General features: G+C 38.7%; 28 protein-coding genes. 11 read left to right on the top strand and 17 right to left on the bottom strand.

The genetic code is table 11. From position 1 onward, the window contains the following. Positions 1-198: 198 nt before the first annotated feature. The 8 genes from KO525_RS03720 to KO525_RS03685 form a co-directional block, all read right to left on the bottom strand. On the bottom strand, positions 199-603 hold the full coding sequence (locus KO525_RS03720; protein ID WP_215962443.1) for a hypothetical protein: 405 nt from the start codon (positions 601-603) through the stop codon (positions 199-201). 117 nt (positions 604-720) lie between these two features. Further along, the gene (locus KO525_RS03715; protein WP_215962442.1) at positions 721-1149 is read right to left on the bottom strand and encodes a hypothetical protein; all 429 of its coding nucleotides are present in this window, start codon (positions 1147-1149) and stop codon (positions 721-723) included. Between the two features lie 115 nt (positions 1150-1264). Next, entirely contained in the window at positions 1265-1606 is a 342-nt protein-coding gene (locus tag KO525_RS03710; protein ID WP_215962441.1) for a hypothetical protein, read from the bottom strand. Positions 1607-1715: 109 nt separating this feature from the next. Then, positions 1716-2597, bottom strand: a complete 882-nt coding sequence (locus KO525_RS03705) for a hypothetical protein (protein ID WP_215962440.1) — start codon at positions 2595-2597, stop codon at positions 1716-1718. A gap of 508 nt (positions 2598-3105) precedes the next feature. Then, a complete protein-coding gene (locus KO525_RS03700; RefSeq protein WP_215962439.1) occupies positions 3106-3465 on the bottom strand; it encodes a hypothetical protein in 360 nt (119 codons plus the stop codon). Positions 3466-3618: 153 nt separating this feature from the next. Continuing rightward, positions 3619-3990, bottom strand: a complete 372-nt coding sequence (locus KO525_RS03695) for a hypothetical protein (protein WP_215962438.1) — start codon at positions 3988-3990, stop codon at positions 3619-3621. A gap of 567 nt (positions 3991-4557) precedes the next feature. Further along, entirely contained in the window at positions 4558-4860 is a 303-nt protein-coding gene (locus KO525_RS03690; protein ID WP_215962437.1) for a type II toxin-antitoxin system RelE/ParE family toxin, read from the bottom strand. After that, positions 4848-5105: a type II toxin-antitoxin system Phd/YefM family antitoxin gene (locus KO525_RS03685; RefSeq protein ID WP_215962436.1), complete on the bottom strand. Its 258-nt coding sequence runs from the start codon at positions 5103-5105 to the stop codon at positions 4848-4850. The genes KO525_RS03690 and KO525_RS03685 overlap by 13 nt, the downstream gene beginning before the upstream one ends. A 684-nt stretch (positions 5106-5789) precedes the next feature. Here KO525_RS03685 and KO525_RS03680 point away from each other — a divergent pair. The 3 genes from KO525_RS03680 (at position 5790) to KO525_RS03670 (ending at position 10064) form a co-directional block, all read left to right on the top strand. Then, the gene (locus tag KO525_RS03680) at positions 5790-6761 is read left to right on the top strand and encodes an integron integrase (RefSeq protein WP_215962435.1); all 972 of its coding nucleotides are present in this window, start codon (positions 5790-5792) and stop codon (positions 6759-6761) included. Between the two features lie 265 nt (positions 6762-7026). Continuing rightward, positions 7027-9435, top strand: coding sequence for a carbohydrate binding family 9 domain-containing protein (locus KO525_RS03675; RefSeq protein WP_215962434.1), 2409 nt, complete (start codon positions 7027-7029; stop codon positions 9433-9435). A 326-nt stretch (positions 9436-9761) separates the two neighbouring features. Next, the gene (locus tag KO525_RS03670) at positions 9762-10064 is read left to right on the top strand and encodes an isoamylase early set domain-containing protein (RefSeq protein WP_215962433.1); all 303 of its coding nucleotides are present in this window, start codon (positions 9762-9764) and stop codon (positions 10062-10064) included. A gap of 111 nt (positions 10065-10175) precedes the next feature. Here the strand turns inward: KO525_RS03670 and KO525_RS03665 are convergent, their stop codons facing one another. Genes KO525_RS03665 through KO525_RS03655 form a run of 3 tightly spaced genes read right to left on the bottom strand, consistent with a single transcriptional unit; the run spans position 10176 to position 12296 of the window. Further along, entirely contained in the window at positions 10176-10757 is a 582-nt protein-coding gene (locus KO525_RS03665) for a glutathione S-transferase family protein (RefSeq protein WP_215962432.1), read from the bottom strand. An 8-nt stretch (positions 10758-10765) separates the two neighbouring features. Continuing rightward, positions 10766-11533: a methyltransferase domain-containing protein gene (locus KO525_RS03660; RefSeq protein WP_215962431.1), complete on the bottom strand. Its 768-nt coding sequence runs from the start codon at positions 11531-11533 to the stop codon at positions 10766-10768. Between the two features lies 1 nt (position 11534). Then, positions 11535-12296, bottom strand: a complete 762-nt coding sequence (locus tag KO525_RS03655; RefSeq protein WP_252736611.1) for a Nif3-like dinuclear metal center hexameric protein — start codon at positions 12294-12296, stop codon at positions 11535-11537. 159 nt (positions 12297-12455) lie between these two features. On the opposite strand from KO525_RS03655, the gene KO525_RS03650 reads away from it, so the two are divergent. Beyond that, on the top strand, positions 12456-12836 hold the full coding sequence (locus tag KO525_RS03650; RefSeq protein ID WP_215962430.1) for a hypothetical protein: 381 nt from the start codon (positions 12456-12458) through the stop codon (positions 12834-12836). A 124-nt stretch (positions 12837-12960) separates the two neighbouring features. On the opposite strand, the gene KO525_RS03645 is transcribed toward KO525_RS03650, so the two are convergent. The 3 genes from KO525_RS03645 to pheS are packed head-to-tail and all read right to left on the bottom strand — an operon-like array spanning position 12961 to position 16673. Next, positions 12961-13266 carry an integration host factor subunit alpha gene (locus KO525_RS03645; RefSeq protein WP_215962429.1) on the bottom strand — a complete coding sequence of 102 codons (306 nt, stop codon included), beginning with the start codon at positions 13264-13266 and terminating at the stop codon, positions 12961-12963. A 3-nt stretch (positions 13267-13269) separates the two neighbouring features. Further along, a complete protein-coding gene (gene pheT / locus KO525_RS03640) occupies positions 13270-15681 on the bottom strand; it encodes a phenylalanine--tRNA ligase subunit beta (RefSeq protein ID WP_215962428.1) in 2412 nt (803 codons plus the stop codon). A gap of 11 nt (positions 15682-15692) precedes the next feature. Then, on the bottom strand, positions 15693-16673 hold the full coding sequence (gene pheS, locus KO525_RS03635; protein WP_215962427.1) for a phenylalanine--tRNA ligase subunit alpha: 981 nt from the start codon (positions 16671-16673) through the stop codon (positions 15693-15695). Positions 16674-17109: 436 nt separating this feature from the next. On the opposite strand from pheS, the gene KO525_RS03630 reads away from it, so the two are divergent. Beyond that, a complete protein-coding gene (locus KO525_RS03630; RefSeq protein ID WP_215962426.1) occupies positions 17110-17757 on the top strand; it encodes a flavin reductase family protein in 648 nt (215 codons plus the stop codon). Position 17758: 1 nt separating this feature from the next. Here the strand turns inward: KO525_RS03630 and hda are convergent, their stop codons facing one another. Both hda and KO525_RS03620 read right to left on the bottom strand, forming a co-directional pair. Then, on the bottom strand, positions 17759-18451 hold the full coding sequence (gene hda, locus KO525_RS03625) for a DnaA regulatory inactivator Hda (protein WP_215962425.1): 693 nt from the start codon (positions 18449-18451) through the stop codon (positions 17759-17761). Next, positions 18452-19597 (bottom strand): DUF2066 domain-containing protein, encoded by a 1146-nt coding sequence (locus KO525_RS03620; RefSeq protein ID WP_215962424.1) that lies wholly within the window; start codon positions 19595-19597, stop codon positions 18452-18454. Positions 19598-19876: 279 nt separating this feature from the next. Between KO525_RS03620 and KO525_RS03615 the strand changes: the two genes are divergently transcribed. Genes KO525_RS03615 through KO525_RS03590 form a run of 6 tightly spaced genes read left to right on the top strand, consistent with a single transcriptional unit; the run spans position 19877 to position 24371 of the window. Beyond that, positions 19877-20245: a histidine triad nucleotide-binding protein gene (locus tag KO525_RS03615; protein ID WP_215962423.1), complete on the top strand. Its 369-nt coding sequence runs from the start codon at positions 19877-19879 to the stop codon at positions 20243-20245. Between the two features lie 11 nt (positions 20246-20256). Beyond that, the gene (locus KO525_RS03610; RefSeq protein ID WP_215962422.1) at positions 20257-21225 is read left to right on the top strand and encodes a DMT family transporter; all 969 of its coding nucleotides are present in this window, start codon (positions 20257-20259) and stop codon (positions 21223-21225) included. Positions 21226-21238: 13 nt separating this feature from the next. Continuing rightward, positions 21239-21826: a tRNA-uridine aminocarboxypropyltransferase gene (locus KO525_RS03605; protein ID WP_215962421.1), complete on the top strand. Its 588-nt coding sequence runs from the start codon at positions 21239-21241 to the stop codon at positions 21824-21826. A gap of 9 nt (positions 21827-21835) precedes the next feature. Beyond that, entirely contained in the window at positions 21836-22288 is a 453-nt protein-coding gene (locus KO525_RS03600; protein ID WP_215962420.1) for an SRPBCC family protein, read from the top strand. Continuing rightward, a complete protein-coding gene (locus tag KO525_RS03595; RefSeq protein ID WP_215962419.1) occupies positions 22288-23895 on the top strand; it encodes a GMC family oxidoreductase in 1608 nt (535 codons plus the stop codon). The genes KO525_RS03600 and KO525_RS03595 overlap by 1 nt, the downstream gene beginning before the upstream one ends. Beyond that, positions 23892-24371 carry a hypothetical protein gene (locus KO525_RS03590; protein ID WP_215962418.1) on the top strand — a complete coding sequence of 160 codons (480 nt, stop codon included), beginning with the start codon at positions 23892-23894 and terminating at the stop codon, positions 24369-24371. The genes KO525_RS03595 and KO525_RS03590 overlap by 4 nt, the downstream gene beginning before the upstream one ends. 49 nt (positions 24372-24420) lie before the next feature. Here the strand turns inward: KO525_RS03590 and KO525_RS03585 are convergent, their stop codons facing one another. Continuing rightward, positions 24421-25341 carry a glyoxylate/hydroxypyruvate reductase A gene (locus tag KO525_RS03585; protein ID WP_215962417.1) on the bottom strand — a complete coding sequence of 307 codons (921 nt, stop codon included), beginning with the start codon at positions 25339-25341 and terminating at the stop codon, positions 24421-24423.

The raw sequence follows: 25341 nt of genomic DNA, 5'->3' as shown, positions 1-25341 counted from the left end.
CGCATAGTACAAACGAAAAGGTGGCTAAATAACAAACAAGTTTAGCAATCAATACTGACCGAACTTTTGATCATAAAGGGACTTATTCTACAGCCTCAACGCCTCATTAAGAGGCTAAAAATAGTTGGTTAAAATAAGCGACGAAGGAGCAAAAACCAACTGTTTTTTGTCCTGCTTTAATGACTTGTTAGGTATATTTTATATTTTTAGTAGTCGTTTAGTTTTTCTAGATATAACATCAAATTTTCGAGTTAAAACTAAATTATTGACTGAATTCAATATAAAAACATTAGATTCATCGACATATTTAATTGAATCTTCTCGCACTACTTTGTCATGTAAATCAAGCTCTTTGTAGAATATTATTTTTGATACTGGATCATAATTCGTTTCTATACGTCTACCAATTGCTGGGGGGCCAGCCAACATCGCACCAGTGCCGCTCTCCGTCAAATAAATAGCCACTCCTTTTACCAAAAACTGTCCCCTGAATTCCACATCTTCACTAGCCCAAATACCAACTAGGTAATTTGGCATGTTCTTTTGCGATATTGATGAGCAAGATGTTATAAATAAGATAAGGATAAAAAACACTGATTTCATAGATATACCTAACGCTCCGTTAAGGGGCGGATAATGCGTGGTTATAATCGTGAGGAACGAACGTCAACCACGCGTTAGACGTCCATGCCTTAAACGGCTTGTTAGGCATACCTAGCACTAGCACTCATCAAGTTCAATGTTTAAGCCCTTCATTAAGCCTTGGCCTTTTGAAACAGACTTAATACACCCTTGCTTAGGTACTTTATTAATAAATGTAACATTAGTACCTATCCAATCATCTTCATCAAGAAAATAATAAAACTCCAAGACTTCACCATTTTTCAATTGCTCATAGGTAATGTGACAGGCAACAGTATCGAATAAATCAGAGTCATGGCTCATGAAACAAGTAAAGTTTGTAATTTCTCCGTACGATTTTATTGAACTCTCAAGAACACTTGCACTGATTTTTTTATGCACGATTTTGTGAGCTAAAGCGACAGGCTTACTAGAGTTCAGGATGCTTTCCGTAAGTTTTATTGGAGTAGACGACATTGCTGTATACGAAACAAAGATCAAGACTGGTATAATGAAGCCAAATTTCATGAGTATGCCTAACGCTCCGTTAAGGGGCGGATAATGCATGGCTATAATCGTGAGGGACGAACGTCAGCCATGCGTTAGACGTCCACACCTTCAACGGCTTGTTATGTGCTGAAGTTCATGGTTTCACAGAACTTATGCTTGCCCATGACGGCCAACCAACCTGAGTAAACAAGTTCATAATTAACTGCTGATACATGCCAGCCATTTCTATAGCTCGTTCGATGGTAGGACAAACACAACTAAACTCATAATCACACTTTACGATAACCCTGAACCAATCCTCGTTTTGGAACTTCTCAGTGCCAATATTGAATTCGGTTATTGTTGAAATTCGCCACTCTTCGAACTCTTGCCAGTTCCCAGACTCAGCGATTGCTTGGAGTATCTCGCTCTTCGGTGTATTGAGATAACCTTTCTGGACTAAGTCCGCTAAAAATCTATCTTTGCTTCCGAACACTCAAATTCCTCTTGGCACATAACGCCTCAATCAGAGGCAAAAAATAGTTGGTTAAAATTAGCGACGCAGGAGCAAAACCAACTGTTTTTTGTCCTGCTGAATTGACTTGTTAGGAATACGACTCCACTAACCCTAAAAATTCATCTTCTAGTTTTTTAACTTTTAGCTCGCTACAAACTGTGCAAATCTGCCTTTTATTCTTAGCCATTGGTAGCACCATTTCTCCTTTCATGCACTTTACGCAAATTTCATTTGTTTTGCGGAAAGCGTAAATATCGTGATCACAATTGGGTAAAGCAGCATAAATCCTAGCGAACTCAGATAAAGGATAATAAATTGGAAGATCCAAGTATTTTAGATTTTTTAATTTAGAAATCGCAGAGACATCCTCACTTTCAACTTTGAGTCTATGTAGATCAAGGAACTCAAGATTTGTTAAATGAGAAATAGCTTCAATGCTTTTTAAAGATTGTTTACCAAACATTCCACCAGTGAATGTTAAGCCTAATAGATCATTGAGGTTTTTGATTGCTGAGATATCATTGATTTTTTTAAGTTCATGCAACTCTAACCACTTTAAGTTTTTTAGTTTCTTCAAGCTTTCTAGGGTTTCTAACTGTGTACAACTACCAATATATAGTCGTTCGAGTGATTTTAGATCTCCAACTTTCACCAAGTCAGTAATGCCGTTTCCACTCCACTTAATAAATAGCGACCTTAATTTAGGTAACCTAGAAACCGAATCAAGTAGCCTTTGAGGTACTCGACTATAAAACCAGATATGCTCAACATGAGTTAGTGTTGGTATTAATGCAGCCCATTCGTCTACTAATTTCTTTTGCTTAGATGCAGATAAGTTTAATTGAGTGCAGGCAATCCGCAGGTCAGATTGACCTTCGTATTCCGAAGGAAAATTAATAGTTTTAGGGCATTCTTTACGATGATCCCATGACAGAAATTGTTCAATGCTTAAATCTACGTATGAATTCAAATAGTATTCCTAACGCCTCACTAAGAAGCAAAACAGTTTGTTGGGCCGGTTGTTGCGTCGTTTGCAAGAACCGGTACAACTCTGTTTTGTCTTTCTTTAGTGACTTGTTAGCTGGCAACCTTCAGAGTGTGCAATTTACTGCTGCCACTGTAAGTTACCGACTAATCCAAGCCAAAACAGAATTCCGCTGTGAGACAATTTTTAATTAATAATTCATGGTTCAACTTTCTCAGATAAACCACACTTTTTCAAAACATAAAATGTGAGTAGCCAAACTACCACACTACTTAAATACTTTACGAAACGTTATCGGGATTTGGTGCAAACTAGGAAGTGATGAAATATTGCTTTGATTTGAGCAGAACACATTCCTTGTTTAAATAAAAACCCTAACCCTTCCTTTGACTTGCTAACGCCTCATTCAGAGGCTAAAAATTGTTGGCCAAAATGGCGAGGCACGAGCAACGGCCAACTGTTTTTAGTCCTTTGCAATGACTTGTTAGGTAAATTAGACACCTGTACATTCTGAATAACGCTTTAACATTTTATTTGCAGTATCATATCCGTCAACAATGATATCCATATCAGGAAAAATTCTTTCTGCACATATATCCTTAAATGAATTGAGCCTGTCATTGCATGCTTGCGTATTTGAACCTTTAATTTTTAACCATTCGTTATCATTACAACCATCAACAGCAAATTTATAAGCTGAGCTTAAAAGAACTGAAGTCTTAACATTATTAGTTTTTAAATGTTTAATTAGTTCAGTGTATTCCAAGTCATTAGTTGAAGGTTGAATTGATGCTTTGTTTGAATAAAAATAGTAAGCCCCTGCACAAATAACAACAATTAATAGATACTTCATAAAAATCCTTTTTAATATTTATTGGAGAGTAACTCTCCATATTTACCTAACGCCTCGATAAGAGGCAATAAAATTATTGGTTATACTTTAGCGAGGCACGAGCGCCAAGCCAATGATTTTATGTCCCTTTCTTTATCGACTTGTTATAAACCTTTAAACACTACAATCTTCTTTTTCATAGTCATCCTCAGAAATCGTATTATCCGGAATAGTGAACCCTAAATTTTCTGCTGTATTTTCATCCGCTATAGAAATAGAGAATACATGGAGGTTTCCTGTTTCACCACCGCAAACCTCGGCATAATTAATTTCAGTTAAATGACCACAACTCTCAGATTTAACTTCTATATTAGCGTCCAATAAATAACCTTTAGTTTCAGAGATAGATAAACCATTTTCTTGGCATTGGAGTTCACCAGTACTTATATAAACGTCGATATTATAATTGCTATCTGAATCATCGCAGCCTGTAAGAATTACTAGGGTAGATATTATTAGGTAATTAATTTTCATCATGTACTCCATTACTTGATTAAGGTTTATAACGCTTCAATAAGAGGCGAAGTTAAGCTTGGCTAAAATCCGTGAGGAACGAACGCGAGCCAAGCTTGACGCGTCCGACTTTATTGATTTGTTAACGTAGGCCTAGCACCACGCTCCGCAATTCAAATTACCCCGATTGTCCAAACAACACTGAACCCCATTTACGATATTTCAAATTTTTACCACTATTTCATTAATGGGTAATCAATCAGAATTGCAGTTTTAAACAGAACAAAACTTTTAAAACCACGGTAGCCTACAACCCACTAAAACGTCAATTAACACTAAACTTAGCTATCCGTTGGTTTGTTGTAAACGCTGCAACGAAAGTAAAATGTTGCTATGTGGAACCGGCAACACCCACATAAGTAAACCGAAATCGGCTAGGTTTAACCCAAAACAAAACACTAAAGGTTCAAATTTATAACCTTGATATTTTGGGCCTAGTTAACGCTTCAATAAGAGGCTGAGTTAAGCTTGGCTAAAATCCGTGAGGGACGAACGCGAGCCAAGCTTGACGCGTCCGACTTTATTGCTTTGTTAGCTATACTAGAACTCGGTTATAAGATAACGCCTTAAATCACGTTCTTGCCTTAATACATGTAATATATAAACGTTATCTTGTTCATATTTGTAAAATATACGACATGGGTTAATTACAATTTCACGATAATTTAGGTTTTGGATTTCTTGCGGCTTTTTGCCCGATTCCGGATAAAGTTCCAAGCGCTCTACTTTTTCAAAAATAAGTTGGACTAACTTTTTTGCTGCAATCAAATTTGAAATCGCTATATATTCTGCAATTTCATCTAAATCATATAATGCGGCGTCTGTCCAAATTATTTCAGCCATTTCGCCATCTTCACTTTAGCATCTGCATTAGTCGTGGTATTCCCATTCGCGATTGATTGCTCCCCTCTCGCTATACCTTCCAATATTGCCATCCGTTTTTGCATCAGTTCATAATCTTCTACATCGACTAGATAAGCAGACGGTTGACCATGCTCTGTTATTAAAACAGGTTCTTTAGAAACATGAAGATCTGCCAATATTTTCGTAGCTTGGCGCTTTAAAGTTGTAACCAATTCAACTCTCATAAAAAGTTACCTTAGTACTGATAAGTACCACTATAGTATCACTTGCCACTGAAAATTCAATTGTATAGCTAACGCCCGCATAAGCAGCGGACCAATTTGGGACGCATTTATGCGCCGTTTCTTTTTGCATTAATGAGGCCTAATTTGAGGCCGTCTGACTTAATGCGCTTGTTATTTAGCCGTTCTCTAATTCACAACTGAAATAACAAACAACACTACCAGAGTAATAAAGATGACGAAAAAAGTTCTTCCGGTTTTATTATTTTTATCTTGCTGTTCAGAGTGTGGAATATGCAATTTTTCAATTATTTCTCCGTTACTCATTCCTTTACAATGAGGACAAGTTGTAACTTCTAGTAGGTATTCAAGACCACAACGATTACAACGTATTGTCTCTCGTGGCTGTACATGTGTCCTACCACCGATGTTAAATATTCGCATGTGAACTCTAAGGCTATATAACAGTTTAATCAGGGGAAAGTTTCCTCATATCCTGAAAAAATATTTTCCCTGTGTTTATTTTATTTATTAGTAGCAAATTCTTTGGGGTGCTTGCAACGTTTATGTTTGGGAGATTGTGGTTTTTTGGTGGATTTGTGGAAATGCGGAAAGTTTCCTCATTTCTTGACTAGTGAGGAAAATGCGCAATACTGTATATAAAAACAGCATTCATAAGGATATAAAATGCAAACTCGGTCGCCATTTTTGAATAGTATTGCCGATTTTATGTATAGTCGACAATATGCAAAAAAATCAATTGAAACATACTTGTTTTGGATCGCAGAGTTCATTCATTTTCATGATAAACGGCATCCAGTGACGATGGGTAATACGGAAGTTGAAGCATTCTTGGATTATTTGGTGCTAACTAAAAATGTGGCGGCGAGGACGCAAATGACGGCACTAAATGCACTTTCCTTTTTATATAAACATGTTTTAAAAAATGAATTGTCGCTAAATTTGTGTTTTGTAAAAAGTAGTCGCCAGCAAAAGCTTCCAGTTGTTTTAACTCAGGAAGAAGTAAAAAAGTTAATGACCAAGTTGCATAAGCGTCATCTCCTGGTGGCAAGTTTGCTGTATGGCAGTGGTTTGCGTTTAATGGAGGCTATGAAACTTAGGGTTCAGGATATTGATTTTGACTACAAGTGTATTCGAATTTGGAATGGTAAAGGCAATAAACATCGTGTTGTTACACTTGCTCAGGAGTTAGTTCCAGCTTTGAGGAATCAAATTATTCAGGTCGATGAATATTTAAAACTCGATTTAGATAATGAACAATATGCTGGAGTTTGGTTACCACACAGGTTAAGTAAAAAATATCCTGGAGCGAATAAAACGTTGCATTGGCATTTTTTATTTCCATCCCATAAATTAAGTGCTGACCCGGAAACCGGTGAGATTAGGCGTCATCACATTGACCATTCGGGTATCCGTAAAGCCGTAAAAGCAGCGTCAATAAATGCGGGTATCACCAAGCCCGTGACACCCCATACTTTGCGTCACTCCTTTGCCACCCATTTATTACAATCCGGTGCAGATATTAGAACGGTGCAAAGTCAATTAGGTCATACTGATGTCCGAACGACACAAATCTATACACACGTTTTGCAACAAGGTGCGAATGGCGTTGTCAGTCCGTTAAGTAAGCTGTACTAATTTACCTTTCGTTGATGTAAAAGGTATTATTTTTTTGAGTTAAATTTGCAATACCAACTCTGAAATTTTTACTAACATTGGTTCTAAATTGATATCTTTTTACCGCTGTAAATAAATTTTGGAATAATTTAAACTTTTTGTTGTTCTCACTCGACTATGCACTTAATCGTGTCACGAGAGTTGTTCAACGTAATTCACATCTTTTTTGTGAAAACTGGATTATTATCATGGCGAATTTAACGGAATAACAATTTTCGGAGAACGAATGAAGTTTCTCGCTTTATTATTATCAACCAGCTTTATATTTTCAGGCTTGGTCGAATCTGCGCCAATAGGCCAAAAAAAATCATCAAAAAAGTCACATATTAGTATTCCTAAGTCTGACAAGATTGCACTTATCGACGGTGTACTCGATAGTTCAGAGTGGCAAGACGCACGTCTAATTGCAGTTAATAACGAAACTTACCCTCGCGAGAATATGTCTGCTCCAGTAAAAACCGAAGCGTTTGTTTACGAAAACGGGGATACCTTATTTATTGCGTTTAAAGCTTATGATCCAGATCCTTCTAAGATCATCGCAAACTTAACGGACCGAGATTCAAATTGGAATGATGACCGTGTTGCGGTAAAAATAGACAGTTACCACGACCATTCCCTAGCCTATCAATTTTTCATAAATCCATTAGGCACTCAAGCTGATGCGATAGAAAATGAACTAACTAAAAACGAAAGTCCGGCATGGGATGGTATTTGGGAAGCTGCGGGACAAATTACGGATTTTGGTTATCAAGTTGAAATCGCGATACCGCTTCGTATCTTAAATTTTGACGACAGTTTAGACATTCAACATTGGGGCATGGAGTTTGTTCGTTTCTATCCTCGAGACACCCAAATGCGAATCTCTAATGCACAGATGAGCCAAGACAATAACTGTTGGATATGTCAGATGCCAATTGAACGTGGCTTTTCAGGTGCTAAGCAAGGCAATAACCTTACTGCTATACCAACCTTTGTTACAGGTAAAACGAAAAGTCGAGATTTAAGTGAAACAAACGATTGGAGCGAAGAAAGCAATAGTGACGTTGGGTTAGACGTCAAGTGGGGGATCACGCCAGACATTACCCTTAATGCCACCTTAAACCCCGATTTTTCTCAAGTAGAAGCTGACTCTGGGCAGCTCAACGTTAATAATACTTTTGCGTTATATTTACAGGAAAAACGAAGTTTCTTTCTTGAAAACCAAGACTATTTCGACACCCCAGTTAACCTGATCTATACACGTAATATAAATGCGCCTGATTATGGCGCAAAGATCACGGGTAAATCCGGTGACCATTCATTTGCTGCCTTTATAGCAAACGACAAAACCGCAAACATTATTACTCCTGGCAACTTACGTTCTTCTGGCTATAGCATTGAACAAGATACCTTAAATAGTGCGTTTCGCTATCGTTATGCTGTCAATAAAGAACTTGCAGTTGGCGTAGTTTCTACCATTCGAGACAACGACGACTATCATAACGAAGTGCTCAGTTTTGATACCAAATACCAACCTAGCCCTCAGGATACGGTTAATTTTCAGATAATAAGAACCAATACTGAATTCTCTGAAGTGGGATTAAGCGATGTATTTGACTATTTTTCAGATACGAGCACAGACGAACACACCAATATAACCACCTTTAACTTTGGCGAACAATACCTGCGAGCTTTTAGTGTCAATAGCTCAGACCTTGCCTATCGTATTCAATATACTCACGAAAACAGAGATTGGTACTTTAATGTTCGCCACGAAGATATAGGTGAAAATTTTAGGGCCGACTTAGCATTTATCGATACAGTCGACCGCACAATGAGTGTCATTGGTGGCGGTTATGTTTGGCGTGGTGACGACGATGACTGGTGGTCGCGATTTCGAATAAATGGAGATATCGACATCACACATAACCAAGATGGCGAGTTGTTAGAGCAAGAAAACGAATTTAATATTAATTTTAATGGTCCAAAACAAAGCTATCTTCGCGTTGGGTTTTTAGGGCGTGATAGAGTTGGTGCCCGCACTAACAACGAACTTGTCTACAGCCACGACAATCCAGTAATAATTGATGCTCAAAGCGCTCAGGACTATTTGGCTATTGATGCGAATACCGACATGTTTTATGAAAAGAACATCAACATGTGGGGCGAATTTAAACCAACATCTAACCTTTGGTTGGGCAATTACTTTAAAAAAGGTAAAGCGATTGACTATGCAAATAATAGGATTTCTGATCAACTTGTTTTAGAACCTAATATTTCTTGGAATATAAATACTCACCTCAAATCGCAAATACGATTTGAATACACGCGATTAGATCATGAAGGCGACAATGTTTTTACTGCGAAATTACTCGACTTGAGAAATACCTATCAGTTTTCCATTAAGAGCTTTTTACGACTGTCGTTGGTTTATACAGAGATAGATAGAAATTTGTCAAAATATGTAGATCCAGGCGATCGTAATGAAAATTTCCGTAGACTTTCTGCACAGCTTTTATATAGCTATAAAATTAACCCTCAAACGCTATTTTTTGTTGGTTATTCAGAAGCAGGTAAAGACAACGACTCACTAACAAATATTAAGTCCGATAATCGCAGTGTATTTATGAAACTGAGTTACGCTTGGTTATTGTAAATTAATTACCTATATGAATTTTTTGTTAAACAAGGGGGCTTCGGCTCCCTTTTTTAATGTAAATATGATTAATAGTAACCGAATTACGACATAAACTTATTGTTTCTATCCTGTTTTATTGCGGACTAAAATCCCATGGTTAGTTGCATTACATATGCGGTCAACCAGTTTAAACAGTAAGAAAAACGCATAACAATATAAGTAATTCGAAATTTTTTAGTGATACAATCGAATGCATAGAGTAAAAACACTAAAAATATATTTCCATTTTTTCAAAATTGGCTATATTTACAGCATTAAATTTAATTTAACTAGGGAAGTACATTATGAGCCTGAATAAAAAATACTTAAAAAGTAAACCAATTTGTAAAGTGACATTCAAAATCAAAAAAGAAGAATGTGATGCGGCTGAAAAAGTTGCAATTGCTGGTGATTTTAATGGTTGGAAAGAAGCTCCAATGAAAAAATTAAAATCAGGTGATTTCTCTCTTACTTTAGATTTAGAAACAGAAAATAAATATCAATTTAAATATTTATTAGACGATTCAAAATGGGAAAATGATTGGAACGCAGATGCCTACTGCCCTTCGCCAGTCAGTTTTGACGATAACTCTGTCGTTGTTGTTTAACCCTTTATAGTCGATTGCAGTTTAAATAAATAAGTGCGTTGTTTATTGCAGTAATTAACGACAGTTACTAAATAATAACTGTCGTTAATTTGTGTTTTGACGCCCTAAACCTTAATCTTTTGGTGCTGTTTCTAATACACCAGGTTGGGTACTGTTGTCTTTGATAAAACGTTGAATGTTCGGATAACCAGTAAAATCAAATAAACTTCTAAAGTTTGCCCATTCTACCGTTGCCAATAACGCAATACTTGGGTAGCGCCAATTTGAAAACTCCCCCTGAGCAATTTGGTCCTCTAAATATTCAAAGCTTGATAGTTGGCGCTCTCGCTGAATATTAAAATACAATTTGTCTTTATTTACTTCCACGCCGCTGCGAGTCAATATCATCATATTTACTAACGAATCACAGCAGGCGTCGATGACTGACAAGTCATTTTGTTCTTTTACCGACAAAGGCTGAATTTCAAACTTTTGATACAAATAACGAAAGACATTTCCCGAATCGAATATTTGTTGTGTACGTCCATCAATTACGTCTTCAAAAATAGGCACTTTTAACGTTGGATTGGTCTTTTTGATTGTGTCGCGATCATTGCCAAAAATATTAAAAGGGACAAATTGATAATCACTTTGTACCAGTAACAGGCGAAGACGTCTAACGAAAGGAGAAGTAGTCGAACCATATAATTTCACGGGCAGTCCTAATTAGCTTTAAATATAAAATGTTTGTATCGTGCAATCGATGCAAACGGTTCTTTGGTGGAATAGGTTAATTCCATTTCAACAATCTTATTAATGTCTTTAGTCCACTGTTCACGATTTCTCATGTAATCGTGAAAACACCGAACGCCAGTGTCTAAACACAGCGATAATCCGGCCTGTTTAGCCCAATCTTTAACCGTATCCGGCATTAATGCATTTTGTGGATTTAACCTTACCGCTTTTTTAACGTTAAATCCCGCTTCAATATAATCAAAGTTACCGTAAACCAAATTACTCATTATCTGGCCATTGGCATTATAAAACATCAATGATAACTGCCCCTTGTCTGTTAAATAATCGGCAAGAATTTTGAATGCCGCTTGAGGGTCCGCAAGCCATTCAAAAACAGCGTGGCATAACACCACATCAAACTTAGTTTGCAATTTACTTGGCAACTCCTGCAAAGGACAGTGAATAAATGCCACTTTATCGCTTATATTCAACTCAATCGCTTTATTTTTGGCCACATCCAACATTTCTTCAGAAATGTCGCAAATTGTCACGTTATGCCCTTGTTGAGCTAATTTTAGCGCGATCTGTCCCTGCCCACCTCCCACATCAATAATATTGAGCTTTTGTTTACTGTGTATTATCGATTCTAAATCTCGTAATAAAACGGCCTCTCGAACTTGGCCTTTACTTGAGCCATAGATATTATTTTTAAATGTGTCGACGCTTTTACTAAAACTGGTATCTTGTTTTTTCATGTTAAGCAGGATTATTTATATCGATAAATTGAACATCAACATTAAATTCACGTTGAATATGTTCGCCCAACGCTTTGACGCCATACCGTTCCGTTGCATGATGCCCCGCCGCAAAAAAATGAATTTGATTCTCTCGGGCGTTATGTATCGTTTGCTCAGATACTTCACCTGATACAAACGCGTCAATACCCAACTCCACAACCGCGTCTAAGTATCCCTGACCGCCTCCGGTGCACCAGGCGACATGTGTTATTAGTTGCTCAGAAGTTTGCTCTACGAGCGGTGTACGAGCCAAAACACTGTTAATATGCGTAGCAAAGTCGTTCGCCGTCATTGGTGTCGGCAAAACACCTCGGTAAACAACGCCACTTGGGCTTATATGTGTAATTGGCTCGATTTGCGTTAACCCTAACAGTTCACCAAGTTGTTTGTTATTGCCTAAGCTACTGTGCACATCGAGTGGTAAATGATATCCCACTAAGTTTATGTCGTTTACCAACAAAGATTTAATTCTGTTTCGTTTGAGGCCAACAATCGGCTGTGCCTCACCTTTCCAAAAATAGCCATGGTGGACCAACAATAAATCGGCATCGACAGCAATGGCCGCATCTATTAATGCCTGACTTGCCGTTACGCCAGTCACAATTTTTTTAATTTCTTGAGTTCCTTCAACTTGTAATCCATTTGGACAGTAGTCATTGATGTTTTGGATATTTAAAAAGTCGTTGAGGTACTTCATTAATTCATTTCGCTGAATTGTCATGGTATTTCTCTATATTGTGTATTTTTAACGTAACTTATGGTTAATTTTCGCTTATTTCTATCTAAATTATCGCTTATTTGGTCTGTAAGTTGAATTCATAATAAAAACTTTGTATAAATAACGCTCGCGAAAAAAATAAATGAAATACAGGTAATTAAAATGAGTAAATTAGACAAAGATCAAGTCTTGTCTGCATTTACCGAAGCTTATACAAAAGCTAACGGTAAAGAACCACAAATTGAAGTTAAAAGTGGCTGGTATAGCATAGACGGCGGTAAAAACGTTCGTTTGGTGACTATTGAAGAAATGACCGCAGCATTAACTGGCGGTGAAATTGCGCCAGCTGAACCTGTAGCAGAAACTAAACCTGCAAAAGCGCCTAAAGCTAAAAAAGCAAGCGCCAAAGCAGCGACTACTGAAGTTAAATCTAAAGGTTACTCAGTAGTTAAAGTTGGCGAAGGATTCAACCCTGCTAACTTTTGGTTAGACTACTTGTCTAAACTTGGTTCTGACTGTCGCACACCGCACGGTTTTTACTAAGTTTTATCGATAATCGATAGATAACAAAAAACCAGCTAAATGCTGGTTTTTTTTATATTGTTCGCGCCTAATTATTGTAAACAACAATTAGGCTTTGTACTAACCAAAAACGCTTGAACTCGTTTTACTTCTCAACGAGATTAGCGGTTCCAACTTCGACCCGTGCTTTCAACTTTTGCCCAGGGCGAAAAGTGACGACACGTCGTGCTGAAATTGGAATGTCTTCACCCGTTTTAGGGTTTCGGCCAGGTCGAGACTTCTTCTCTCGAAGTTCAAAATTACCAAATCCACTTAACTTTACTTGTTCACCGTTTTCAAGAGTCGTTCTGACTTTCTCAAAAAACGCTTCAACGAGATCTTTAGAGTCTGCTTTATTCAAGCCAACTTTCTCAAATAAATGTTCCGCGATATCTGCTTTGGTTAGTGCCATAGGTCAATCCCTCAGAGTTGCGCCAAATTGCTCTGTTAACATGCTAATTACGTGATCAATCTTAGTATTAATCTCAAGTTCGTCCAATGTTTTTTCAACATCTTGTAAAATAAGAGATAAAGCTAAGCTTTTATAACCATCGTCTATACCGTCACCACGGTACACGTCAAATAAGTTTAGGTCAACTAACTGATTTTCGCCAATATTTTCTATAGATTTTAAAACATCACCGGCATTAACTTCTTCTTTTACCACAATAGCTAAATCACGGCGATTTGAAGGGAATTTAGAAACGGCTTTAGCTTGTGGTAATTTCCTATTTATCAAAGCGTTAAGCTCTAATTCAAATACAAATGTTTTACCGTTTAAGCCAAGTGACTTTTCAATACCTGGGTGCACTGCACCGATATGCCCGATCAATTTATCGTTACGATAAATTTCTGCAGACTGGCCAGGATGCAATGCATTAGCTAATTTACTGTCCGATGGAAGCGGTTTAAATGCAAATTCTTGGGCTGATACACATTTAGCTAATAACGCTTCTACATCCGCTTTTACGTCATAAAAATCAACTGGACGAGATTTTTCAGACCAACTTTCACCCATCACGCTACCAGTAACGACACCAGATAACATAGGTTCTTGCTTGATATTCATTTCTGACGCTTGATCAGGCACAAAACGCAGGCCAGTTTCAAATAGGCGAACACGCGACTGTTGACGATTTTGATTATGAACCACAGTCGGTAATAGACCAGACCATAGACTCAAACGCATTACCGACATATCTGCTGATATAGGATGAGGAAGAACGAGTGTTTCCGCATTTGGGAACAATTTTTCCTGAACTTTAGGGTCAACAAAGCTATAAGTTATCGCCTCTTGGTAACCTAAGTTAACAAGGGACTTAGCAAACGTTGTGCGATCGAGTTTAGATTCGTCACGCTTTGGCATACTTAATGTCGCAACTGGCGATATATTAGGAATGTTGTTGTAACCATATACTCGGGCAACTTCTTCAATCAAATCTTCTTCAATATTGATATCAAAGCGGAAACTTGGAGAAATCGCTTTCCAGCTATCGCCAGTAAACTCTACGCGTAAACCAAGACGAGATAAAATCGTTGTCACTTCTTCGTCAGAAACAACATGACCTAATACTCGGTCTAAGCGATTACGACGCAATACAATAGCCGTTTGCTCTGGTAAATTAGCTTCAGACACAGCTTCAACAATTGGTCCCACTTCGCCGCCGGCAATTTCAACTAATAACGCTGTAGCGCGTTCCATTGCAGCATGTTGAAGTTCGTAGTCAACACCGCGCTCATAACGATGCGATGCGTCGGTGTGCAAACCGTAAGAACGCGCTGTTCCAGCCATAACAACTGGATTAAAAAACGCACTTTCTAGCAAGATGTCAGTGGTATCGCTTTTGACACCTGAGTCTAATCCACCAAAGACGCCAGCGATGGCGAGTGGTTTTTGGTGATCGGCAATAACTAATGTGTCTTTAGTTAACTTAACTTTATTTTCGTCAAGTAATACCAACTCTTCATTTTCAGTCGCACGTCGTACTTTTATGCCACCTTCAATTTTAGCTAAATCAAACGCATGCATTGGGTGACCAAGCTCAATTAAAACGTAGTTGGTAATATCGACAACAGGGTCAATCGAACGAATACCGCTTCGACGTAGCTTTTCAGCCAACCATATTGGGGTTGTTGCATTTAGGTTAATACCTTTAATCACACGGCCTAAATACTTAGGGCAGGCATCAGGGTCAACTAATTCAATGCTAACTGAATCTGTGATTGTTGCGGCAACAGGCTGAACGTCCAACGTGTTTACGTCAATGTTATTTAATACACCGACTTCACGTGCGACACCTGCAATACCAAGGCAATCACTGCGATTTGGAGTCAAATCAATTTCAATGATCTTATCGTCTAGATTTAAATATTCGCGTACATTTTTACCAATTGGTGCATCTGTAGGCAATTCTAAAATGCCGTCAGAGTCATCAGCCATGCCCAACTCAGAGAATGAACACAACATACCAAACGACGGTTGGCCACGTAATTTTGCTTTTTTAATTTTAAAATTGCCCGGTAATACCGCGCCAACCATAGCAACAGCAACTTTAAGCCCTGCTCGGCAATTTTTAGCGCCACAAACGATATCGATTAATTCGCCATCGCCTGCTTCGCCAACATTAATTTTGGTTATTTGTAACTTGTCTGCTTCTGGGTGTTTACCGCACTCTACGACTTCGCCTACAACAACACCTGTAAACTCCGCTGCGGCATCTTCTACGCCGTCAACTTCAAGTCCAGCCATTGATAACTGTTCACTTAAATCATCCGTACCAATTGCCGGATTAACCCACTCTCTCAACCACTTTTCACTAAATTTCATCTATGGGTTCCTTAATTGAACTGCTTTAAGAATCGAAGATCGTTTTCAAAAAACGCTCGCAAATCATTTACACCGTAACGCAACATAGTTAAGCGCTCAACGCCCATACCAAATGCAAAACCTGTGTATTCTTCAGGGTCAATGTTTACTGAACGTAAAACATTAGGATGGACCATGCCACAACCTAATACTTCTAACCACTTACCATTTTTACCCATAACATCAACTTCTGCTGACGGTTCAGTAAACGGAAAGTAAGATGGTCTAAAACGTACCTGCAGATCTTCTTCGAAGAAATTGCGTAAGAAATCGTGGATTGTGCCCTTTAGCTCAGCAAAGCTGACATTTTTATCAACCATTAAACCTTCTACCTGATGAAACATCGGTGTGTGAGTTTGGTCATAGTCATTGCGATATACACGACCTGGAGAAATAATTCTTAATGGCGGTTGTTCTTGTTCCATCGTTCTAATTTGCACACCCGATGTTTGCGTACGCAAAACCGTATCGGCATTAAAATAAAACGTATCGTGATCCGCTCGCGCAGGATGATGTTCAGGAATATTCAACGCGTCAAAATTATGAAAGCCGTCTTCAACTTCAGGACCTTGTTTTACTTCAAAACCAAGATCGCCAAAAAACGACTGGATCCGCTCAATCGTGCGATTTACTGGATGAATACCGCCCTGCTCGATCCCGCGACCTGGCAAAGTAACGTCTATCGTCTCTTCGGCTAACTTGGCGTTTAACGCTTCAGTTTGTAATTGCTCGCGACGTACTGACAATAACTTTTGTACTGAACCTTTTGCTTGGTTAATGGTTTGACCCATTTCCTTACGTTGAGCAGGCTCCATTTGTCCAAGTGACTTAAGTAAATCGGTGATTCTACCTTTTTTACCAAGGTATTCGACGCGCACGTCTTCTAAACTTTGGATGTCATTTGCTTGGGCAATAGCTGCTTGTGCTAATCCAATAATTTCTTCTAAATTCATGTAACACTCTTGACTGAAACGTTGAGGTGGAAATTCACCTTTTTTTCGTATTTTTGCATTGTCTTTTCAAAGTAATAAACAAACTTTTGTAAGTTCATTTAAGCCTTAATGTATATGCAAAAACGGCATTATTCGTTATCGTAAATCTGTAAAAACTGAAAGCGGCAAATAGTAGCGCATATTGGATTAATTTTTTAGTCCTTATAGAGAATTTTTATGGTATTTCACTAATTTAAATTCATAATGGGGGATTAAAACCGAAATTCCCTGCAAATTAGATATCAGCCCGCTAACAAGCAATACAAATTAGTGTGTCTTTAGTACGAAAAAAACCGATTTGATCCTTAGACTGTAAGGTGCAGGTGGATTGGCATTTAGAATACAATTGGTGTTTAGAATACAATTGATACGGGCATTAACAATCGAGAAAATATTTATGGAACTTAAATTATCGGACTACGCCCCGGCGCAAATATACCACCTTATGACCCAAACCATTATTCCCCGTCCAATTGCTTGGGTGCTTACTGAAAACATGGCCTTAAATAAAGAGGAACGCAATTACAATTTAGCGCCTTTCTCCTATTTCAGTGCTGTTAGCAGTAACCCGCCGCTATTAATGATTTCCGTTGGATTAAAAGAGGGAAATACCGACAAAGACACAACTGTAAATTGCCAAAGCGGCTCTAAAGCCGTTGTACATATAGCTGCGGATAACCAATATCAACAAGTCACTCAGTCGGCAGCTACATTAGCTTATGGTGAATCTGAACTTGATACTGCAGATAAAGAAATGCAAAAACTCAACGACCAGTTAGTGGCTTTTGACGGTTTTCCATTACCGAGATTACAGCATTGCCCTGTTGCGTTTGGTTGTTCAGTGTTTGAAATACAAAAAATAGGGAACACACCGCAAACTTTAATCTTTTTTAAAATAGAAAGTGTTTATATCGATGATGCGGCTGTTACAAATGACAATAATAGATTAACTATCGATGCTAAAACGTTAAACCCGTTAAGTCGTTTAGGTGCAGCTCAATATGCGTCGCTAGGCGATGTTATCGAACAAAAGCGACCAAAATAATTTAAATTTCCAATACTTCTTTGGCAAATGGCACGGTGACTTTGCGTTTTTTTTCAATCGTTTGGCGGCTCAAAAGGTACAGGGCCTGCATTAAAAACGACATTTTACGTGGTAGTCGATTTAACATGAGTTTTGCAACGTCTTCGGGCAATTCAAAGCTCATGTCGTTTGCATGGGTTATTAACGCTTTTACTTTTTCGTCGTTATTTAAACCAGTAAGTTGAAACAAGGTTCCCCATTGCATTCTTGAGGCCAAATCCGGTAACGTAATTTCCATTTCTGCAGGTAATACATTTGATGAAATAATTAGAGTCGACTTATTTTGCTGCATTGAATTAAATAAGTTAAATATTGCGATCTGCCAGTCGTGATCTTTTAGTACTAAATTTAGGTCATCTATGCACAACACGTCGACTTTTTCTAACCCGTCAATTGTTTCAGTCGGCAAACCAATCACTTGTTCCATTGGCATTAACATACTTGTTTTGCCTTTTCGATTTGCATGGTGACAACAGGCGTTTAAAATATGGCTTTTGCCAACATCGTCACTGCCGACAATCAAATAGAAAGTAAACTCACTTTCGTCGATGCCTTCTTTTAATACACTTGTGATCAAACCAGAAGATTTCTCGGGTTCAACAAACGTATCAAATGACAATCGTGGATTAAGAGTGACCGGCAAAAGTAGTTGCATTTACGGTACCCAGCGGTAGCGTAAAGAGGTAACTTCCTGTGACGCCATTTTTTCAACAAGTTGCTCTTGCTGTAAATAAGATTCTCTTAATTGCTCTAGTTGCTCAGCCACAGACAGTGTTTCAGTTGTCTCAACAACTTTATCTTCTAGTTGTACAAATTCACCAAGCAGGTCTAATGCTTTAACCACATCTAAACCTTGCCCAGACAGATGTAAAACAAATTGAGCATTATTATTTTGAATACGTTCTAATTCGAGTCTAGAAACCGGTGGAAGGTTTTTCAAATAGCCTTCTATTGTCGTTAAATCAACAATATTGTTCACACCTTCGATGGTCATTTGAAGAGACTTTTGTCCTAATACTTCGCTTCGAATAGAATATTGTGAAGCAAAATAGTCAGCCAGTGCGTTAACCATGTCTCGGACAACATTAAATTGTTCGCCACGAAATTCTTGTTTGAGTAACATCTCTCGGCCATCCATGAGCTGAAAATCTAACACCCACGCTTCCTGTCCACCTATGGTTTCGTAATACATTCTTGCCATGACGTAATGTTCGACATCATGTCCGGCGGAAACATGACTCATAATGTGATCAAACTTAGCCCAAATGTCAGAGGAATGTACGCTCGATATCGCTGCTTTATCAGGCAAGGTCAATGGCAAACCTCGGTTATCAGAGGCCTGAAGTAACAACTCGGTAATTTGTGGCGCTGAGTCATTATCGACAATTTGTCGACTTAGGCCTTCTTCGATAACGAACCAAACAAGGGTTTGTGGGCGGCGTTGGCCCCAAATAGATGCGCCGACATCGCGCAATAGTTTGTCGATTTTTTGTTGGTCGAATTCATCCACCAAAAAGGTGCGGTTGTGTTCATCCGTTGTAAATGTAAATGATTTTATGTAATTAGCGGTCCGCAGCCTAACTTCTCGTTTGATATCATCATTTTCTAATATTTCACGATTGCCCGTTACTTTTGTGATCACCTGTTCAATCGCCCAGCGGTGGGCTTTCACACGCGTTTTTTGGGTGCGGTCATTAACTAATATTTTGCCAATGTATAGATTTTCCACTTCAACAGCTTTTGCTGTAAACGAAAAACATTGAACAATTAATAACGTGATGATTAGTAGGTTAAATTTCAAAAGTATCTTAGGGTCAAATTACAATGGAGCAATCATAACTAAATCACTTCATAAAAAAAACGTAAAAAGCGCAGATGCGACAAATTAAACTGTATTGCAGCTCAAAAGTTTACTATTTAGGCTCTTTTGCTCGCTAAATTAAGCGCACTAGTGTGAATTAAAGTTTCTTGTTTCGCTGTAACTTATTGCATAATCTAGCCATAACAAAATGCGAGTCTGATGGTAGTCGCTAAAGTAAGCAGTTTGTTTTTCTTTTACTCTTTTGTCACGGACCTAATTATGACCAACGAAACAATATTTGATAAAATCATCGACCGTACTATTCCTGCAGATATTTTATATGAAGACGATTATGTGTTGGCGTTTAAAGACATCAACCCACAAGCTCCTATTCATTTTCTTGTGATCCCCAAAATTCAAATCGTCACTGCAAACGACATTAACGACCAAAATGCCGAACTCGTTGGTAAGCTTTACGTCGCCGCTGCAAAAATAGCGAAACAAATGGGATTTGCCGACGATGGCTATCGTTGTGTCATGAATTGCAATAATGACGGTGGTCAAACAGTTTATCATATACATTTACATGTGTTAGCTGGCAAGCCACTTGGGTGGCCCCCGTATCAAGAAACGCTTAAAACCCACTAAGTTTCGACACTATGGAACCTGTTAAAGATCAAAAACTGGCGTTTAAAATCGCCATTTTTGTTGTTTTGCTGTGGTCAACGGTGGGCACAGCAGTCAAACTAGCTCTGCAATTCTCTAGTTATATAGAAGTTGTTATTTTAGCGTCATTTAGTTCCGCTGTTATTTTGGTAATGATTTATCTTTTTCAAATCTATAATCAGCCAACTAAAGCCGCAACCGACATTTTTGACGATACGTCGATCAAAATTAAAGACAACGATAAGACGCCGTCGCTCGTAACTATATTTAAACGGTCGCCTGCATTTTATTTACTTTGTGGTTTCTTAAATCCCATTTTGTATTATTTGGTGTTATTTGCCGCTTACGAAAGATTACCAGCCCAAATCGCTCAACCAATAAATTACACTTGGGCAATCGTACTATCATTATTGGCAGTGCCATTTTTAAAACACAAGTTGTCACTTGGCGATATTTTAGGGTTAGTCATTTGCTATTTTGGCGTAGTGATATTGGTCACCGGTTTAGATTTTAGAACCGGTTTAATGTTTGACTTAGCGGGTGTATTACTGGCGATTTTATCAACCTTAATTTGGGCCTTTTATTGGATTGTGAATGTCCGTAATAGCGCTTCTCCAACAACGTCCGTTATGCTTAATTTTCTCTGTTCTATCCCATGGTTGATTATTATGAGTGTCTATTATTGGCAGGATTTCACGTTTCATCCACAAACGATAGCTGCCAGTATTTATATCGGATTAGTTGAAATGAGTGTCGCATTTGTGCTTTGGTTAAAGGCTATGCAACTGGCAAAAAGTACCGCTCAGATCAGCGTATTAATTTATTTATCCCCCTTTTTATCTCTGGTTTTTTTCTACCTATTTCTTGGTGAAAAAATCTATTTTTCGACTGTCATTGCACTTATTGTCATTGTAACTGGTCTGTTGATTCAAAAGAAACTAAATCAAAATTCACCTAAATGACGGAGCATTAAACATGGCTAGAGAATGTTGCAAACGTTGTGATTTTCCAATCGTCACTTGCCTTTGTGAGGCAATAAAACCGGTTAACAACAGAACTAAACTGATAGTGCTACAGCACCCCGACGAAGTTAAAAATAAAAAGAACACCATAAAACTGGCGAAAATGGCGTGTTCGAACATCGAGGTGTTTATAGGCGAATCGGAACAAGACTTTGCGGACATAATGCAGACCCTTGTTAATAGCAAAACAGCGCTGTTGTTCCCGAGTGATTCAGCGACGCCTTTTGACCAACTTGCCTCAGACATAAGTTTTGACTATTTAGTTATCTTAGATGGCACATGGCGAAAGGCTAAGCGTATTTACTTTGTGAATCCATGGCTTAAAAAACTGCCACATTTGCAATTTGCATTGGCAAACGAAAGCCAGTATTCGATACGCTCTACAAGTCAGGAGTTTAGCCTTTCTTCTATTGAAGCAATTGCCTACAGCCTTGAAAAGCTCGAAAACTTACCACCAAATAATTTGCTCGATTTGTTAAACGCGTTTACAGTTCAATTTACCAAAAAAATGCCTGAACACGTTAAACAACGATATCAATAAGGATATTTCATGCACACCAAAACTCAAATTACAGTGAATAGTAATATCGAGGATGTTTGGCAAACAATTACCGACATTGAACATTCTAGTGAAGTGATTTCCAGCATTAATAGCATTGAGATACTAAAAAAAGGCGACTCCGACAAAGTTGGTTTAACGTGGCGAGAATCCCGCATTATGATGGGTAAAGAAGCCTTTGAAACCATGTGGATTAGCGAAATTAGCCCAAATCAGTATTACGTAGTATTGGCTGAAAGCCATAAAACTAAATATCGTTCAGTGGTTTCAGTCACCGCGATAAGTAATGATAAGACCGAGCTCACAATGGAATTTACGGGTGAGCCTCAAGGAGCCTTCACCAAAATACTCTCCACCATTATGATGCCATTTTTTAAAGGTTCATTGACCAAAATGTTGCATCAGGACCTTATTGATATCAAACAATATGTTGAAAATAAATAATGCGAAGCTTTGATTTTATTATTGTCGGTGGTGGTTCTGCTGGATGTGTATTGGCAAATCGGTTAAGCGAAGATCCTAATGTTAACGTACTGCTGATTGAAAGCGGCACAGATGATAAAACCCCTGCGGTGCAAATCCCCTCGGGGGCCGTTACCATAGTGCCAACAAAATACAAAAACTGGGCATACGACACTGTTCCACAACCGGGTTTAAATGGCCGATGTGGTTATCAACCCCGTGGCAAGGTGCTTGGAGGTTCAAGTTCCATTAATGCAATGATTTATATTCGTGGCCATCAACAAGATTATAACGATTGGCAGGACTTAGGATGGGGCTGGCAAGATGTTCTGCCCTATTTTATAAAGTCCGAAAATAATCAAAACGGTGAAAATGCGTTACACGGAGGGTCTGGACCTCTTTATGTCAGCAATACTCGTTCGAATAACCAAGTCGCCAGTGACTTTGTTCGCGCGGGTATGTCAATCGGCATAGCCCATAACTTAGACTTTAATGGCCCAGAACAAGAAGGGGTTGGACTTTATCAGGTCACTCAAAAGAATGGGCTTAGATGCAGCGCAGCAAAAGCCTATGTGGACCCCGTACGTTTCCGTTCAAACCTAACAATAGAAACCAGTTTGCATGTTACCCACCTTAGTTTTAAAGACAAAACATGTATTGGTGTCAGTGGTATTAAGCACGACCGCAATGTTCAATTTACTGCAAACGAAGAAGTTTTGTTATGTGCCGGTGCTTTTGGTAGCCCACAATTACTCATGCTTTCTGGCGTGGGCCCAAAACAACATCTGAAGGATAACAACATTAACCTTGTCCATGACTTACCCGGCGTAGGTGAAAACCTACAAGATCATCCAGATTATGTCAGTAGCTATTTGAGCAATAACCCGACCACCTTTGGTTTATCGTTCCGGGGTGTCTGGCATATGGGGAGACAACTGGTTAATTTAATTGTAAATCGGTCGGGACTACTGACATCAAACTTTGCTGAATCCGGCGGCTTTGTTAAAACCGACGACGCATTAGAGCGCCCAGATATTCAATTTCATTTGGTCGTCGCGTCTGTTCAAGACCATGCGCGTAATTGGCGTGCCAGTTTAAAACATGGTTATAGTTGCCACACTTGTGTCCTGCGGCCAGCAAGCAAAGGCTCGGTTAAATTAAGGTCCAATGATCCATTTGATGCGCCGTTAATTGATCCTAATTTTTTAGGTGAAAAGGCTGACCTCGAAATTCTCAGAAAAGGTGTCCGAGAAGCATCTAAGATTTTAGAGTCGGACATCATGCTAAAACACAAAATTCGGTCGGTTCATAACGAACATTTAATGACGGATGATGAATTAGACGAGCATTTAAAAAATCATACTGACAGCGTTTATCATCCGATTGGCACATGCAAAATGAGCCATGAACAAGATCCAATGGGGGTGGTAAATCCTCAGTTAGAAGTGCACGGTATCAATAACTTACGTGTTATAGACGCTTCAGTATTCCCAGCGCTAATTGGCGGCAATACTAATGCTCCCGTGATAATGCTGGCAGAACGCGCGAGCGACTTTATAAAACAAAAATGGCAAAGTAACCAATCATGACTCAACAAACAAACTCAGCATTGCAACAAGAATGGTGTTTACTGCAAAACCAATACGACAGCTACGAAAAAAATGCTTTGGTTATAAAACTAAGTCATCTAATTTTGGTCTGTTTGATTTTGTCATGGCACTCGCCAACCCTAACCCTAGTGTTTTTTAGCGGTTTGTTTTGGTTAACTGACGCGATTTGGAAAACCTTTCAATTTCGTATAGAAGATAGATTGCTGATGTTGGAAGATGCGCTGCGACCAACTGACATAGTCGCTGATGATAAAACAGCAAATAATGAATCATTAGGTGACAGCCAAATTACTAACGATACCCAAGCTTTCCAGTTTAATTCAGCGTTTTTACTGACTCGCCCAAGCACTTTGGGTCTTATATTAAGTTATGGCAAAAACGCTTTGCGCCCAACTGTTGCCCTACCGCATATAGCGGTCATGTTTTGGTATGTTGTGCTTTGGTTTTGTGGCTAATAGTTGCTAGTAAAACATGAGTACTAAAACCCATTAAAATGGGTTTAAATTAGTAACCTGACTCACGGTCAATACAGTTTAACATCGGTTGTTCAGCATTAACCCGGTGGTAGTTTTCGATAATTTGACTTACCGCAGTTTCAACATTGGTGACGGCCGAAACATGAGGGGTTATAAAAATCCCTTTTTGTTGCCAAAACTTGTGTTCTTTTGGCAAGGGTTCTTGTTTGAAGACATCTAAATACGCGGTGTCAATGTGGCCACTATTTAATAAAGTAATAAGCGCGTCATCATCAAGGTGTTCACCTCGGGCAACATTAATCACCGCCGCGCCCTGTGGCAATTGACTCAAATTATTGTAATTCAAAATATTTGTCGTTTGCGCCGTCAATGGTAACAAACAAACCAAATAATCACTTTGAGTCAGAAGCGTTGTTAACCCTTCCTCACCTGTATATGAAGAAACGTTAGGTAGGGCTTTTTTAGAAGCACTCCAGCCTGAAACTGTGAACCCCTGTTGCACTAACAGTCTCGCTGTGGCTTGACCAAGTTGACCAAGTCCCAATATTCCCACGTGCTTATTTCGGCGTGGGCTTTTAGGTTTCCAAGTTGCGCTTCTTTGCTGCTGACCAAACTGCGCCAAACGTAATTTGTGGTGTTGGATCATGGTATAAACAAAATTTGCCATATTGTCAGCAAGGTCGGGGTCAACAATACGGGCCAAAGGGACATTAGGGAGCTCCGAGTCCGCTAGAATTGAATCTACCCCCGCGCCAAACGACGAAATTCCAGCTAATGACGGAAGGTCATTTAGCGAACCGGCTTGATGTTTCCAAACTAAGGCAAAATTAATTGCGTTTTTATCAGGCACATTTGGCCACACATGAATATCGTCTGGGTTGATATACTCACTGAGCTTATTGATCAATTTGTCCAAAGGTCGCCCAGGAATATTAACTAACATTGCCAT

The sequence above is a fragment of the Psychrosphaera sp. B3R10 genome (assembly GCF_018861025.1).
In the GTDB taxonomy this organism is placed as follows: domain Bacteria; phylum Pseudomonadota; class Gammaproteobacteria; order Enterobacterales; family Alteromonadaceae; genus Psychrosphaera; species Psychrosphaera algicola.
Note: the sequence above shows the minus strand (reverse complement) of the source record. Positions and strands in the feature narration are given on the sequence as shown.